Annotated in this window: 13 protein-coding genes; 7 read left to right on the top strand and 6 right to left on the bottom strand. The window is 69.2% G+C overall.

The annotated features are described in order from the left end of the window. Positions 1-35: 35 nt before the first annotated feature. From srp19 to NL114_RS04335, 3 genes are all read left to right on the top strand, one after another. Complete coding sequence (srp19, locus tag NL114_RS04345) at positions 36-314, top strand: signal recognition particle subunit SRP19 (RefSeq protein ID WP_254823574.1); 279 nt, start codon at positions 36-38, stop codon at positions 312-314. 28 nt (positions 315-342) lie between these two features. Further along, the gene (locus NL114_RS04340; protein WP_254823573.1) at positions 343-570 is read left to right on the top strand and encodes an H/ACA ribonucleoprotein complex subunit GAR1; all 228 of its coding nucleotides are present in this window, start codon (positions 343-345) and stop codon (positions 568-570) included. A gap of 79 nt (positions 571-649) precedes the next feature. Continuing rightward, complete coding sequence (locus tag NL114_RS04335) at positions 650-1,045, top strand: DUF8147 domain-containing protein (protein ID WP_254823572.1); 396 nt, start codon at positions 650-652, stop codon at positions 1,043-1,045. Positions 1,046-1,171: 126 nt separating this feature from the next. On the opposite strand, the gene NL114_RS04330 is transcribed toward NL114_RS04335, so the two are convergent. The 3 genes from NL114_RS04330 to NL114_RS04320 all read right to left on the bottom strand — a co-directional run bounded on the left by NL114_RS04330 (position 1,172) and on the right by NL114_RS04320 (position 3,384). After that, positions 1,172-1,510: a hypothetical protein gene (locus tag NL114_RS04330; RefSeq protein WP_254823571.1), complete on the bottom strand. Its 339-nt coding sequence runs from the start codon at positions 1,508-1,510 to the stop codon at positions 1,172-1,174. Positions 1,511-1,656: 146 nt separating this feature from the next. Further along, positions 1,657-3,015: a ribonuclease catalytic domain-containing protein gene (locus NL114_RS04325; protein ID WP_254823570.1), complete on the bottom strand. Its 1,359-nt coding sequence runs from the start codon at positions 3,013-3,015 to the stop codon at positions 1,657-1,659. Positions 3,016-3,072: 57 nt separating this feature from the next. Continuing rightward, positions 3,073-3,384, bottom strand: a complete 312-nt coding sequence (locus NL114_RS04320; protein ID WP_254823569.1) for a DUF7562 family protein — start codon at positions 3,382-3,384, stop codon at positions 3,073-3,075. A 126-nt stretch (positions 3,385-3,510) separates the two neighbouring features. On the opposite strand from NL114_RS04320, the gene NL114_RS04315 reads away from it, so the two are divergent. The 3 genes from NL114_RS04315 to NL114_RS04305 all read left to right on the top strand — a co-directional run bounded on the left by NL114_RS04315 (position 3,511) and on the right by NL114_RS04305 (position 9,166). Beyond that, a complete protein-coding gene (locus NL114_RS04315; protein ID WP_254823568.1) occupies positions 3,511-3,882 on the top strand; it encodes a hypothetical protein in 372 nt (123 codons plus the stop codon). 139 nt (positions 3,883-4,021) lie between these two features. Beyond that, positions 4,022-5,254, top strand: a complete 1,233-nt coding sequence (locus tag NL114_RS04310) for a PGF-CTERM sorting domain-containing protein (protein ID WP_254823567.1) — start codon at positions 4,022-4,024, stop codon at positions 5,252-5,254. Between the two features lie 204 nt (positions 5,255-5,458). Then, on the top strand, positions 5,459-9,166 hold the full coding sequence (locus NL114_RS04305; protein WP_254823566.1) for a PAS domain S-box protein: 3,708 nt from the start codon (positions 5,459-5,461) through the stop codon (positions 9,164-9,166). A 12-nt stretch (positions 9,167-9,178) separates the two neighbouring features. Here the strand turns inward: NL114_RS04305 and NL114_RS04300 are convergent, their stop codons facing one another. The 3 genes from NL114_RS04300 to NL114_RS04290 form a co-directional block, all read right to left on the bottom strand. Next, positions 9,179-9,472, bottom strand: coding sequence for an SUI1 family translation initiation factor (locus NL114_RS04300; RefSeq protein ID WP_350355398.1), 294 nt, complete (start codon positions 9,470-9,472; stop codon positions 9,179-9,181). Between the two features lie 95 nt (positions 9,473-9,567). Then, entirely contained in the window at positions 9,568-10,650 is a 1,083-nt protein-coding gene (locus NL114_RS04295) for a geranylgeranyl reductase family protein (protein WP_254823565.1), read from the bottom strand. Positions 10,651-10,810: 160 nt separating this feature from the next. Beyond that, entirely contained in the window at positions 10,811-11,794 is a 984-nt protein-coding gene (locus tag NL114_RS04290) for a WD40/YVTN/BNR-like repeat-containing protein (RefSeq protein ID WP_254823564.1), read from the bottom strand. Between the two features lie 187 nt (positions 11,795-11,981). Here NL114_RS04290 and NL114_RS04285 point away from each other — a divergent pair, with 187 nt between their 5' ends. Continuing rightward, positions 11,982-13,442, top strand: a complete 1,461-nt coding sequence (locus tag NL114_RS04285) for an ATPase domain-containing protein (protein WP_254823563.1) — start codon at positions 11,982-11,984, stop codon at positions 13,440-13,442. Positions 13,443-13,459 lie beyond the last annotated feature (17 nt).

Raw genomic sequence — 13,459 nt, 5'->3', positions numbered from 1 at the left:
GAAACCCATTTACCGCGGCCCCCACTCCCCCCGGTATGGTCGAGAACGTCCTCTACCCCGCCTACTTCGACGCCGCCTACTCCCGCGGGGAGGGTCGCCGGGTCCCCCAGGACCTCGCGGTCGAGGAGCCGACGGTCGACGAACTCGCGCAGGCCGTCCAGCAGGTCGGCTACGACGCCGTCATCGAGCGCGACAAGACGTACGCCCGCGAGTTCGAACCGCGGGGGCGCGTCCTCGTACAGAACGCCGACGACGCCGGCAAGTCCGACCTGCTCGGCGCCGTCGCCGCGTACCTGACGGCGTTGCGGGAGTGAGCGCGGTGTTCAGGATGCGAGGTGAGCGATGAGACGACTCGGCGAGGTGGTCCGGACGGCCCAGGGGCTGGCCATCGTCCGCTGTCCCGACGCGGACCACCCCGATATCGGGACGATGGTGCTTGACGAGGACCTGGAGACGGTCGGCCGTGTCGTCGACGTGTTCGGTCCCGTCGAGCGGCCGTACCTCGCCGTGACGCCCGACGACGACGTGGCGCTCCCCATGCTCGTCGGTGGGCCGGTGTATGCGCGGTAGACGCACGCTGCCGCCCGTCAGTCCCCGTCCGCTGGGAATCACCTCCGGGTAGATATCCTCGGGACGCGTCGGTACACACATGAACAGCACCCGTCGAATCGCCCTCGGAATCGGAACCGCCGTCACGACCTTCCTGCTGGCCGCGGTCGTGGTCATCGAATCCCTCGGCGGCGGTGACGCGCCCGGAATCGGCATCCTCGGGGTCCTCGGTGGCCTCGTCGCCGGCCTGCTGGCGGGCGCACTCGTCGTCGCATCCGCCGACCGTCTCTCCGGGGTAGCGACGGCGGCACTGGCCACCTACGCGACCCTCGGCCCCGCGTTCGTCGCGATTGCGGGCCTGAGCTACGCCAACGTCCCCGGCGCCGACGCGGTGTTCACGTTCCCGGTTCACGTGGGCACGAGCGTCGTCCTCGCGGTCGTCGCGGGCCTCCTCGCTGTCTACCTGGGTCGCCGTCCGAGTCCGGTGGCGGCGTGAGCTAGCCGGAATCCTCGGCGCGGAATCCTCGACGTTCTGTGGTGGTCTCCGAACAGTACGTTTCGGGAGTGCTTTCGAACGGTACACCGTCGCTGTCCGGTGTAACTCGCTCCTCTGGACCGATGGTCAGACGATGTCGGCGGACCGTCCGGCCACGCGCTCGTAGGCGAGTTCGAGTGTGAAGGCGACGCCGATCGAGACCAACCCCACGGTTTCGACGCTCCACCCCTCGCTCACGAACCTGGCGACGCCGAAGACGCCGCAGTAGACGCCGAGGAGCCGTCTGTACGACGGGATGGTCTCGCGGATGGCGACGGGGACACCGGCCGAGAAGAGGACGACACCGAGTACGAGCGCCAGCGCCACCGGAAGTGCCGGCCGCACGACCACGAGCATCGCGACGAGCACCAGCGCGACGAACGCGGTGAGGAGACTCAGGTGGTCGAATCGCTCGATGAAGGGCATACTGGGAAACGCGACTCACGTGGTGAAAAGTGTTAGCTCCGTACACCCGCCTGACGGCTGGCTCACCGAGTTCCGTGTCTGACTGCTCGGCGCTCGACAGGGCCGATACAGTGTTTCAGCGCGGATTCGGCGTCGCGGAACGGCCCTCAGTTGAACGCTTCCGGGCTGACCTCGCTCTTGCGCCGGTCGAGGTCCTCGTCGGGGTCGGGGTCCTCGACGACCTCGACGCCGCGGTTGTTGATGGCGTGGGGGTCGAGGCCGACCTCCTGGAGGAAGTCCTTGTAGATGCGCTCGACCGTCTCGCCGTCCTTCTGCTTGCTGGAGGCGTGGTCACACAGCGACGGGAGCGAGTGGTCGCCGGGCGTCTCGTTCTGGTAGATGATCCAGTGGTTGACCAGGTCCGAGAGCCGGCGGATGGGGGAGGTGAAGTGGCCGTAGATCTCGAAGTTGAGCGCGTGGTGGCCGCCGAACGGGTCGGCCATGTACTTCGCGCGCGGCATCACCTTCATCACGGCCCACTGGATCTTGTTCAGCTGGCGGCCCGGCGCCTGTTCGAGGGTCGCGTTGACGGCCTTGCGGGGGTCGTCCCACGCCTCGCCGGGGATGGAGACACCGTCGAGGTCCTGTATCTCCTGCAGGGCCTCGTCCCACTCCTCGGGGGTGGGCTGCGGGTGGACGCGGAACATCGCCTCCAGCCCGCGGACCCACTGGAGTTCGTGCGTGACGGCCTTGTTGGCCTTCAGCATGCACTCCTCGATGATGGTGTGGGCGCGGTCGCGCTTCGGGTTCAGCACCAGGGAGCCGTCCGCCTTGCGCTGCTCGTGGAGCGCCTCGGCCAGCTCGTAGGCCAGCGACAGCTCCTCGTGAAGGTCGGCGTCGGGCTCGTCGAGGCGGTTCTCGGCCTGCTTGTAGGTCAGTCGCTCGTCGGAGTGGACCACCGATTTGTAGATGTCGATGGACTCGTTCGAGAGCGTCTCGGCGTCGATCTTCATCTCGACCGTGTGGGCGAGGCGGTCCTCGTTGGGGACCAGCGAGCAGACCGTCTCTGCCAGTACCGGCGGGAGCATGTGCATCGTGTAGCCCGGAAGGTAGACCGTGTTGGCCCGCTCGACGGCCTCCTGCCACATCGCGGTTCCCGGGTGGACGTAGTGGGTGACGTCGGCGATGTGGACGTGGAGGTAGTAGTAGTCCTCGTCGCGGCGGATGGAGATGGCGTCGTCGTAGTCCTGCGCGTCGGCCGGGTCGATGGTGCAGGTGGTGAGGTCCCGGCAGTCCGTGCGGTAGTCCTCGCCGATCTCCGACTGTATCTCGCTCTCGGTGTCGGTGGTCCGCTCGCGGGCCTCGCTGAGGACCTCGCTCGGGAACTCGTCGTTGAGGTCGAACTCCTCGAAGAGGGACTCCCGCTTTGCAGCGAGCGCGTCGGCGAGCGCCTCGTCGATGCGGACGGGGCCCTGCCCCTCCGCGGTCCCGGCCTGCGCCTGCTCGTCGGCGTCCGTGTCGCTCATGCAGGCGGGTAGGAGAAACGGCTAGTTAGTCCTGTTGGGCGGGCGCCGACGGCGACCCTATCGCTCGCGCTCGTGCTCGCTCTCGGCTTCGCTTTCGGCCTCGCCGGTCGCGAGTTCGGTGTAGCGGCGGAGGAACGCCGTCCGGTCGTCCTCGCCGGCGCCGCTCTCGACGAGGACGGTCTCCAGGTCCCCCCGTGGCTGGTGGCAGATGTCGCTGTGACACTCCTTGCAGAGGTACTCGAACTCCTTGTCCGCGCGCTCCCAGCGGTTGCCGTGCTTGTCGTACTCGCGTGCCGCCGTTCGCGGCACCTCCTCGCCGCAGGCGATGCACGTGACCTGCGTCCGGTCACGGTCTCGGCTGCCCCACATTCCTGTCCGGGGGTTGCCCTCGGTCCTACTTAGACCTTCGCGCGCACGAGTCCGTGTGCAGGTACCCGAATAGGCCATCGACCGCGGGCCCCAGAACGTATCCGTCGCCCGCGACCACGTCGGCGTATGGACGAGGAACTCGGAACGGCGACGGTCGTCTACGAGCATCCCGACGAGGGCACCGTCGAGCGCTCGCTCGAGAACGAGAACGTGGCGTACTTTCAGGACCACTGGATCCTCAAGATCGACGAACGCGACGGCGAGGACGTCGTCCGGCGGATTCCCGCAGAGCGGGTGTACTACGTCGACCGGACCGTCGAGGCGTTCGAGGACGAGGTGGCGACGCTGCGGAACCAGGTCGAGTCGTTCGCCGACGACCTCCGCGAGACGCTGCTTGGTGGCGGAACCGACGATGACGGCCGCGCGGCGACCGATGACGAGGAAGCCGACGAGCCGGTCACCGTGGACGTGACCGAGGCCGAACGCGACGGCCGGTGAGGCCGGACCCGGATCGTTCCCCGGCTGATTCCGGATACTGCGGCTTCAGGGGTCCTGACCGGTGGTATCGGGGGGCACGCGGCCGAAATGCGGCCGGGGAGCCCGCGGATATTTAGGTTCCCCCCCCGTCGGGGCGGATATGCAACGCGCCGTACTGCTCAGTGTAGTCCTCGTGGTTGCGGCTGCGGCACCGTTCGTCGGCACGGCGACGGCGGCGACACAGGAGCAGGTGACGCTGGACGTGAAGGTGGTGAACGAGGCGGGGGACCCCGTCAGCGGGGCGACGGTCAACGCGACGTGGGATGGCGGGAGCGCGAGCGAGACGACGACCTCCAGCGGTCGGACGCTCATCGACGTGCCCCAGGGGGAGGATATCGAACTCACCATCCAGGACGACACCTACGTCCGTAACTTCCCCAAGATTGTTACGAACGCCGAGGCCCAGGACGTGACCATCGAGGTCGCTGAGAAGGGGTCGGCGGCACTGACGTTCACCGAGGAGGGTGATACCGCGGTCCGGAACGCGACGGTGTTCATCCGGTCGGGCCAGCGCGTGGTGGTCTCGGGGCAGACGAACGCGAACGGCCGGTTCTCCAGCGGCACCATTGAGCAGGGCGACTACACGCTCATCTTCCGGAAGGACGGCTACTACCGGAACGAGACGTCGCTGTCGGTGCCCGGGGGCGTCATCCGCTCCTACGAGATGCGCCAGGGGAGCGTGAACCTGGAGTTCCGCGTCTCCGACGACCACTTCGACGACCCGCGGCCGATCTCCGACGCTGCCGTCACGCTCGAGGGGACCGGCACCCAGCGAACGACCAACGGCCGGGTCACGTTCACGGTTCCGGTCAACACCCAGCAGGAGGTGGATATCACGAAGGAGGGGTACCAGACCGTCGAACGGACGGTCACCGTCGGCGAGTCCAGTCAGACCGTCCGCGCGACCACCCAGCGGACGCCGGAGCTGAACCTGACCGCCGATAGCACCCGCGTGCTCGTCGGGAACCGGGTCGGCGTCTCCGTCCTGAACGCCTACGACGAGCCGGTCAACGGCGCCACCATCTCGCTCGACGGCGAGACGCTCGGCCAGACCGGGACCAACGGCCAGTTCCGGTTCCGGGTCGAGCAGACCGGGAACCTGACGCTGGTGGCCCAGTCCGGGTCGCTGAGCTCCGAGGAGGTCGTCGTCCGTGGACTGGAGGTCGACGAAGCGACACCGACGCCGACCGCGACGCCGACGGCCACCGCGACCGCGACGCCGGCCGAAGAGACGCCGACGGCCACCCCGGCCGTCGGACTGCCCGGGTTCACCCCGGTCGCCGGCGTGCTGGGACTACTGCTGGCGGCGCTGCTGCTGCGCCGGCGCGACTGATACGTTCGTAGGGGATTTCAGGGTTCTCCGGGCCGATAGGAATTTATGGTGTCAATCAGTCTCTAGCTACTAGGCTGATGGGCACTCCCTCTCGCTGCCCCTCGACGGCCGGTCCCGCACTCGGCGGACTCGCCAGTCCCGACCATACACGAGAGGGCGGCACTGCGACCGGGTGCCCACCACTGTCCTCGGTGGGTGGTGGCCGTGAGTGAACGGTCGGGTCCGGCCTGGTCGTCCGACTCGGGACAGCGAACGACCGGCGAGGGGCCGGCGTCCGAGCGGATCCTGCTGTTGCTCGAGCCGGGGCGCGACCGGGAGCTGTTCGCCGAGCGGCTCGACGACCGCGAGGTCGTCGTCGGTGACCCGGACGAGCCGCTCCCCGAGTTCGACCTCTGCCTCATCGATACGGCCACGTACCCGGCGGCCGCCGAGGCGCTGGCCGAGCGGAAGGCCGAGACCGGGCCCCATCTCCCGATGTTGCTCGTCGTTGGGGCCGACGAGCGGACGACGGTCGTCCGGGAGACCGCCGACATCGCCGACGACGTACTCCCGCTCCCGACCTCCGAGCCGGTCCTGCGGAGCCGGGTCGACTCGCTCCTGCGGGCGCGCCGGGACTCGCTCCAGCTCGACGCCGAGCGCGAGCGGTTCCGCACGCTCGCGGAGACGGCCCCGAACGCCATCCTCACCATCGACGACGACGGTGTCGTCCAGTACGCCAACCCGGCCGTCGAGCAGGTGTTCGGCCACCCGCCCGAGGCCGTGGTCGGCGAACTGCTGACGATGCTGATGCCGCCCGGACTCCGAGAGGCGCACGCCGAGGGGCTGGCACGCTATCTGGAGACCGGCGAGCGGTCGCTGGACTGGACCGGGGCGCGGCTCCCTGGCCAGCACGCCGATGGCCACGAGATCCCCCTGCTGCTGGCGTTCGCCGAGCACCGGACCGGGGGCGAGCGACGCTTCACCGGCATCATCCAGGACGTCACCGAGCAAGTGGAGCGCGAGCAGGAACTGGAGCGGACGGTCGACCTGCTGGGGAAGACAGAGGCCATCGCCGATGTGGGTGGCTGGGAGATCGATGCGGAGACACTGGAGGTGCTCTGGACGGACCAGGTGTACGAGATACTCGGGCTGCCCAAGGCCGACGAGCCGCCGCTGGAGGAGGCGTTCGAGGTCTACCACCAGGAAGACCGGCCGGTCATCGAGCGCGCCGTCGAGACGGCCTTCGAGACGGGAGAGGCGTTCGACGTGGACGTTCGTGTCGTGCGGGCCGACGGCGAGATCCGGTGGGTGCGCGTCATCGGGGAGCCCGTCACGGCCGAGGACGAGGTCGAGACGCTGCGGGGGACCTTCCAGGACATCACGGAGCGCCGGGAGCGCGAACAGGAACTGGAGCGGACGGTCGACCTGCTGGACCGGACCCAGTCGATGGCCGATGTCGCCGGCTGGGTGGTCGACGCCGAGACACTGGCGCTCACCTGGACCGACCAGCTGTTCGAACTCCTCGGCCTCCCGGCCGGCGAGGAGCCACCCCTGGACGAGGCGCTGGAGTTCTACCATCCGGAAGATCGGCCCCGTATCGAGGCCGCCATCGAGGCCGCAATCTCGGGGTTCGAGCCGTTCGACCTCGACCTCCGCGTCGTGCGGGCCGACGACGAGGTCCGGTGGGTACGGACGGTCGGCGAGCCGGTCGTGATCGACGGCGAGGTCGAGACGTTCCGCGGGACCATCCAGGACATCACCGAGCGCAAGGAGCGCGAGCAGGAACTCGAGCGCTACGAGACGGTGCTGGAGACGGTCCCGGAGGCGGCGTGGGTGCTCGACGAGACCCTCGAGGTCGTCTTCACCGACAGCAGCGCGGCGAGATCTGCCGGGCTGACACGGGAGGACCTTCTCGGGAAGCCTGTCGAGGCGTTCCGAGAGACGCTGTTCTCCGACACCGAGGACTACACGGAGTACGTCGAGGCGCTCGAGGCGATACTGGCCGGCGAGCGGGAGAGCGCCGAGGTGGTCACGGAGCTGTCGATCCAGGGCGGGGCAGCAGTCATCGAGATCGGGCTCTCCCCACTGACGTACGACGGGGATATCGAGGGTGTTGTCGGGCTCGCACGCGACATCACGGCCCAGGAGGAGCGCAAGCGGGAACTCGAGCGGACGGTCGACATGCTCGACCGGGCCGAGAACATCGCCGATGTCGGCGGCTGGCAGTACGACCCCGCAGCCGACGAGCTCACATGGACCGAGCAGGTCTCCCGTATCCATGGTCTCGCCCCCGAGAAGGACGCTCCCGACGTGGAGGCGGCCATCGACTTCTACCACCCCGAGGACCGGCCGGTCATCACCGAGGCGTTCGAGCGGGCGCTCGAGGAGGGCGAGCCCTACGACCTCGAGCTCCGGATAATCCGGCCGGACGGCGATATCCGGTGGGTCCGGACCATCGGTGAGCCGGAGGTCGTCGACGGGCGGCGGATGCTGCGCGGCGCCATCCAGGACATCCATGCCCGGAAGAAGCGCGAGCGGGAGCGCGAACGGACCGTCGAGCAACTCGAGCAGACGCGCGACATCGCGGACGTGAGCGGCTGGGAGTACGACCCCGACACCGGGGATGTGTGGTGGGACGAGAAGGTGTGGGATATCTACGGCCAGGTGCCGTCGTTCGAGCCGACCGCGGAGGCGGTGCTCGACCTGTACGAGCCCCACTCCCGGGAGCGGATGCAGGCGGCCATGGAGCGGGCCGTCGTCGAGACCGAGCCGTTCGACGTCGAGATCGAGCTCGACACCGAGCCCCCACGCTGGGTCCGGGTCACCGGTGACCCCGAGGTCGAGGGCGGCAGGACAACGGCCGTTCGGGGCGTCGTTCGGGACATCACCCAGCGCAAGCGCCGCGAGGAGTTCCTCGAGCGCCACGAGCGCATCGTCGAGACCGCCAGCGAGCCGATCTACACGCTCGATGCCGACCTCCGCCTCACGCTCGCCAACAGCGCGCTCGCCGACATGCTCGGCCGTGAGCGCGAGGCACTGATGGGTGAGCACATCTCCTCGGTGTTCGACATCGGTCATGCCGAAGCGCTCGGCGACGCCGCGACGAAGCTCTACGCCCGGGACGAGAGCGATCCCGTCACCATCGAGACGACCGTCACCGACGACCTGGGGCGTACCCGTCGCTTCCAGACCGCCGTCTCGCCGAAGATGGATGCCGAGAGGTTCCACGGCCTCGTCTGTGTGGGCCACGACGTGACCGATGTCACCGAACACGAACGCCGGCTCTCGGTGCTCGACCGGGTGCTCCGGCACAACCTCCGCAACAAGATGAACGTCGTCCTCGCGCGGGCCCAGAGCGTCCAGGAGACGGCCGTCGACGAGGCGGTTGCCGAGGCCGGGGCGTCCATCGAGACGGCGGCCGAGGAGCTGCTCGGTCTCGGCGAGGCCGCCCGCTCGTTCCACGACGCGCTCGATCCCAGTCAGACGGAGCTGCTCGGTGTCGAGGATATCGCCCAACACGCCGCACACGTGGTCGAGGCCGCGCGACTCAGCTACGACGACGTGGCCATCGAGGCCGACCTGCCCGAGACCGCGACGGCGACGGTGCACGCGGAGTTCGAGCTGGCGCTGAGCGAACTCGTCGACAACGCCGCCACCCACGGGGGTCCCGGAGCAACCGTGCGGGTCGAGGTCGAGACCGTCGACGACGAGGTGGTCGTCCGGGTTCTCGACGACGGACCCGGCATCCCGGAGCTGGAGCGGCAGGCACTCCTGGCGGGCGCAGAGACGCCGCTCCAGCACGCCACCGGGCTCGGACTCTGGTTCGTCCAGTGGACGGTCACGAACAGCGGAGGGACGATGCACATCGGCGACCGCGAGGAAGGGGGCGCGGTCGTCGAACTCCGACTCCCGACCGGCGACCGGGACGGGTGACGAGCGGGTGGGTCAGCCGTCGACGGTGAAGCCACGTTCGCGCAGGAGCGCCGGCACGCGGTCGGCGTGGTCGCCCTGCAGTTCGATGCTGTCCTCGTCGACGGTACCGCCGGTGCCGAGGGCGCGCTTCAGTTCGGAGGCCAGCGCGGCCAGGTCGACGTCGTCGAAGCCCTCGACGATGGTGACTGGCTTGCCGTAGCGCCGCTTCTCGAGCCGGATGCGGAGGCTCGCATCCGCTCGCGCGAGGTCGTCGTCGATGCCCAGCTCTGCCGGTAACCCGGCGATGTCGGAGGGGTCCTCTGCCACGCCCGAACTACGCACTCGGCACTGATAAGCTGGCGTCGGTCGTGCTGGGGGTCTGCAATACCAGTTACCTTAGGTAACCTGGTTCTGGTTCGAAGCTACCGACCCAGCAGCGCGCGCAGTTGCTCGCGCGAGAACAGTGTCGAGGGTTCGTCCATGTGGACGCCGATCTCGCCGGAGAACGCCCGGAGGCCGGCCCGCTGGATCGGCTCGGGCACGGAGTAGCCCCCGCGAACGAGGTGGCCGAGGCGCTGCTCGGTCCGCAACTCGTCGCGCCACGCACGCTCGTAGTCGCCCAGCGTCCCCGGCGCGTCGGGGTCGACCTCGCGGGCGGCGTGGTCGGCCGCGCGCATCCCGTAGAGGATGCCGCCGCCGGTGAACGGCTTGGTCTGGGCGGCGGCGTCCCCGACGAGCAGGGAGCGCCGGCCGGTCACGCGTCGCGGCGGGCCGACGGGGATGAGCCCCGAGCAGCGCCGGTCCAGCGTGACGCCGTAGTCCTCGCAGAGCGTCTCGAACCGGGCGCGCTCGTCCTCGCCGGGCGAGACCGCGAGGCCGTACTCGACCCCGGCGTCGCCGCGGGGGATGCGCCACGCGAAGAAGCGCGGGACGGTGAGGTGGACGTCCACGAAGTCCTGGGCGTCGGGGTCCTCGTCGAAGCCCAGCACCCCGTGGAGGAACTCGTCCGGTTCGGGGAGGCCACACTCGTCGCGGACCCGCGAGCGCGGGCCGTCCGCGCCGACGACCATCCGGGCCTCGTGGCGCTCGGTGCCGTCCGGACCGCGGGCGGTGACGGTCACCCCACCCTGGCGCTCGTCGACCGCGGTGACGGTGTGGTGGTCGCGGACGTCGGCGCCTGCCTCCGCTGCGGCCTCGGCCAGGGTACGGTCCAGTCCGACCCGGTCGATGGCGTTCGAGATGGGTCCCCCGCGGTAGAACTCGTAGGCCGTCGAGTCGGCGCCGCCGAGGTGGAACCGCGCGCCCCGGATGGCGTTCTGGAACAGCTCCTCGCGGGCGCCGTCGGGGACGTAGTCCCAGATGTCCAGCGAGACGTGCCCCGAACACGCGAGGGGCTTTCCCACCTCGCCCTGCTCGAGGACGAGCACGTCGCGGCCCCGCTCGGCGGCGCTCCGGGCGAACCGGGCGCCCGCGGGCCCGCAGCCGACGACGACGAAGTCGTGCATCTGGACGGTGGTCGGTGACTGGCGGCTAAGTAGCTTGTTGCTCCGGGTCGACGGTGGACGCGAACGGTGCTGCTGTCTCGGCAGATTTCGATTCGAAATCTGGATTTAGATGGAAAATATCTGGAATATTTGTGCTGCATCCGTCTCAACTGTTCTAAATCTATATTACGCTGATTGCTCTCGGAACGCCCCACTCCCCCGACAGTACCTGCTCGAACGACGCTCCTGCATCCGTCGACCGGAACAGGCCGCGGTCGTTCAGGGCCAGCAGTTCGTCCGGTGCGGGTGCCGCCAGCACTGCCCGGCACACGCCCTCCCCGACGGGCAACCCCGCGCCGAGCGTCTCCCCGTCGAAGCGCTGCCAGGCCTCGTCCTCCTCGCGCCGGTAGACGTGGGCATCGGCGTTCGCCACGCGGTGGGCGGCGTACGCGCCGTGTGCGGCCGAGACGTACACCCTGTCGGGGTCGGCCGGGTCGATGGCCAGTCCCCAGACGTAGCCGTGCTCGAGCCCGGCGGTCGGGTGGTCCCAGGTCGCACCCGCGTCGTGTGACTCGGCGTAGCCGTCGCCTGCGGCCGCGTACACCCGGTCGGGCGCGTCCGGGTGCGTCGCGAGCGCGTGGTTGTCCCGGCGGGACCCTGGTGGGCGCTCGGTCCAGTCCCGTCCCCCGTCCTCGCTCCGGACGAGCGCACCGGCCTCGATGCCGACGGAGAGCCGTGCCGGGTCCTCGGGGTGGACCGCGAGCGTCCGGACGTGGTGAGTGTCCGGCCGTGGCGGGAACGACCACTCGTCGGCCGAGGGCAGATCGGTCAGGGGCGCACACGCACGCCACGTCTCCCCGCCGTCATCGGAGCGATACACGGCGCTCGGTTCGGCGCCGAGGGAGACGACCTCGGGGTCGCTCGGCGCGATTGCGAGGGCGGTCACGCGCTCGGGGAGCGTCTCGGGCGCGACGCGCTCGAAGGACTCGGGGCCATCGTCGCCTCGCTCGGCCCGCCACAGGCCGTCGTCGAACGTCCCCACGAGGACCGCTTCGGTGGTCGCCGCCAGGCACTCCGGGGTGTGACTCTCGAGGAGGGCTGTCGCTTCGCCCGTGTCGAGGTCGACGACGAGCAGCCGGTCGTCCAGCGCGAGGAGTGCGTCCATGTGCGTCGATGGGGCGGCCAGGCACATGAGGCTGCCCGCCCCCGCGACGCCGTCCAGTCGCCCGGTTGAGTGGATGATATCTCCCGGTCATGGCCGGTTCCTATCGCTCAGATATCTAGGTGAAAACACCACGAGGGCAGGTGGTTAGCCACTACACTTATCAGCGACTGTGAACGACTAGCAATCTATGTCCGGACCGGAATCTTCCAGCCGGGTCTCGACCGGTATCTCGGGGCTCGACGAACTCACTTGCGGGGGGCTTCCAGGGGGACGTGCCTACATCCTCCGGGGCGGCCCCGGCACAGGCAAGACCATCGTGGCGCTTCACTTCCTGACCGCGGGCGTCGAGGCGGGCGACGACCCGCTGTTCGTCGCGTTCGAGGAGCCGGCCGCCGACCTCCGGCAGAACGCGGCCGGGCTGGGGTTCGACCTCGACGGCGTGGAGATCCTCGACCTGAGTCCGAGCGCCGACCGGTTCCTCGAGGACCGGAGCTACACCGCCTTCGAGCCCTCCGAGGTCGAGGGCCACGAGCCCGCCGAGCGCATCGTCGAGGCGGTCCGGGAGCGTGACCCGAAGCGCGTCGTCATCGACCCGCTGACCGGCTTCCGGCTGCTCGCGCCCGACAACTACCAGTTCCGTCAGGAGATGGCCTCTCTTACGGCGTTCCTGAAGAACCGGGACGTCACCGCGCTGTACACCACACAGCCCACGCCGAACAGTCCCGACGACGACCTCCAGTTCCTCGGTGACGGGATTCTCACGCTCTCGCGGAGCGACACCGGCCGGCGCATCGAGGTCGAGAAGCTCCGCGGGTCGGATTTCCGCGGTGGCTCGCACGCGATGCGCATCCGCAACGACGGCATCCACGTCTTCCCGTCGCTCGTACCCGGCGACTACGACCGCGAGTTCACCCGCGAGACCCTCTCCTCGGGCATCGCCGAGCTCGACCAGCTCCTCGGCGGCGGCTTCGAGCGCGGGACGGTGAGCGTCATCACGGGCCCGTCGGGCGTGGGCAAGACGACCACCGGGACCCACTTCATGAAGGAGGCCGCCGCTCGTGGCGAGCGCTCCACCATCTACCTGTTCGAGGAGGCCACCGAGCAGTTCACGTACCGGTCGGAGGCCATCGACATCCCGGTGGACCGGATGATGTCGGAGGGGAACCTCGGCGTCGAGGAGATCGAGCCGATGGACCTCTCCGCCGACGAGTTCGCCCACCAGGTCCGGATGGACGTCGAGGAGAACGGGACGGAGGTGGTGATGATCGACGGGACCGCCGGCTACCGGCTCTCGCTCCGTGACGAGGACGGCCTGCTCGAGCAGCTCCACACCCTCTGTCGGTACCTCCGGAACGTCGGGGTCACCGTCATCCTCATCGAGGAGCAACAGTCCGTTGCCGGGGAGTTCTCGGCGACACAGGAGAACATCAGCTACCTCGCCGACAGCATCCTGTTCCTGCGCTACCTGGAGCTGGACGGCGAGATTCGGAAATCCATCGGCGTGCTGAAGAAGCGTCTCGGTGGCTTCGAACGGACGCTCCGCGAACTGGAGATCGGCGAGGACGGGCTGCACGTCGGGGACCCGATGACCGACCTCCGGGGCATCCTCACGGGCACCCCCGAGCGGGTCGACGAGTCGGACGACTGACAGCGATAACTGGGCCA

This window comes from Haloglomus halophilum (assembly GCF_024298885.1).
GTDB classification, from domain to species: Archaea; Halobacteriota; Halobacteria; order Halobacteriales; family Haloarculaceae; genus Haloglomus; species Haloglomus halophilum.
This window is presented reverse-complemented; position numbering and strand designations above follow the sequence as displayed.

Excerpts from the sequence above, each read along its gene's own strand:
- srp19 (WP_254823574.1), top strand. The coding sequence starts at position 36 with ATGGTCGAGAACGTCCTCTACCCCGCCTACTTCGACGCCGCCTACTCC.
- NL114_RS04340 (WP_254823573.1), top strand. The coding sequence starts at position 343 with ATGAGACGACTCGGCGAGGTGGTCCGGACGGCCCAGGGGCTGGCCATC.
- NL114_RS04335 (WP_254823572.1), top strand. The coding sequence starts at position 650 with ATGAACAGCACCCGTCGAATCGCCCTCGGAATCGGAACCGCCGTCACG.
- NL114_RS04330 (WP_254823571.1), bottom strand. The coding sequence starts at position 1,510 with ATGCCCTTCATCGAGCGATTCGACCACCTGAGTCTCCTCACCGCGTTC.
- NL114_RS04325 (WP_254823570.1), bottom strand. The coding sequence starts at position 3,015 with ATGAGCGACACGGACGCCGACGAGCAGGCGCAGGCCGGGACCGCGGAG.
- NL114_RS04320 (WP_254823569.1), bottom strand. The coding sequence starts at position 3,384 with ATGTGGGGCAGCCGAGACCGTGACCGGACGCAGGTCACGTGCATCGCC.
- NL114_RS04315 (WP_254823568.1), top strand. The coding sequence starts at position 3,511 with ATGGACGAGGAACTCGGAACGGCGACGGTCGTCTACGAGCATCCCGAC.
- NL114_RS04310 (WP_254823567.1), top strand. The coding sequence starts at position 4,022 with ATGCAACGCGCCGTACTGCTCAGTGTAGTCCTCGTGGTTGCGGCTGCG.
- NL114_RS04295 (WP_254823565.1), bottom strand. The coding sequence starts at position 10,650 with ATGCACGACTTCGTCGTCGTCGGCTGCGGGCCCGCGGGCGCCCGGTTC.
- NL114_RS04290 (WP_254823564.1), bottom strand. The coding sequence starts at position 11,794 with ATGGACGCACTCCTCGCGCTGGACGACCGGCTGCTCGTCGTCGACCTC.
- NL114_RS04285 (WP_254823563.1), top strand. The coding sequence starts at position 11,982 with ATGTCCGGACCGGAATCTTCCAGCCGGGTCTCGACCGGTATCTCGGGG.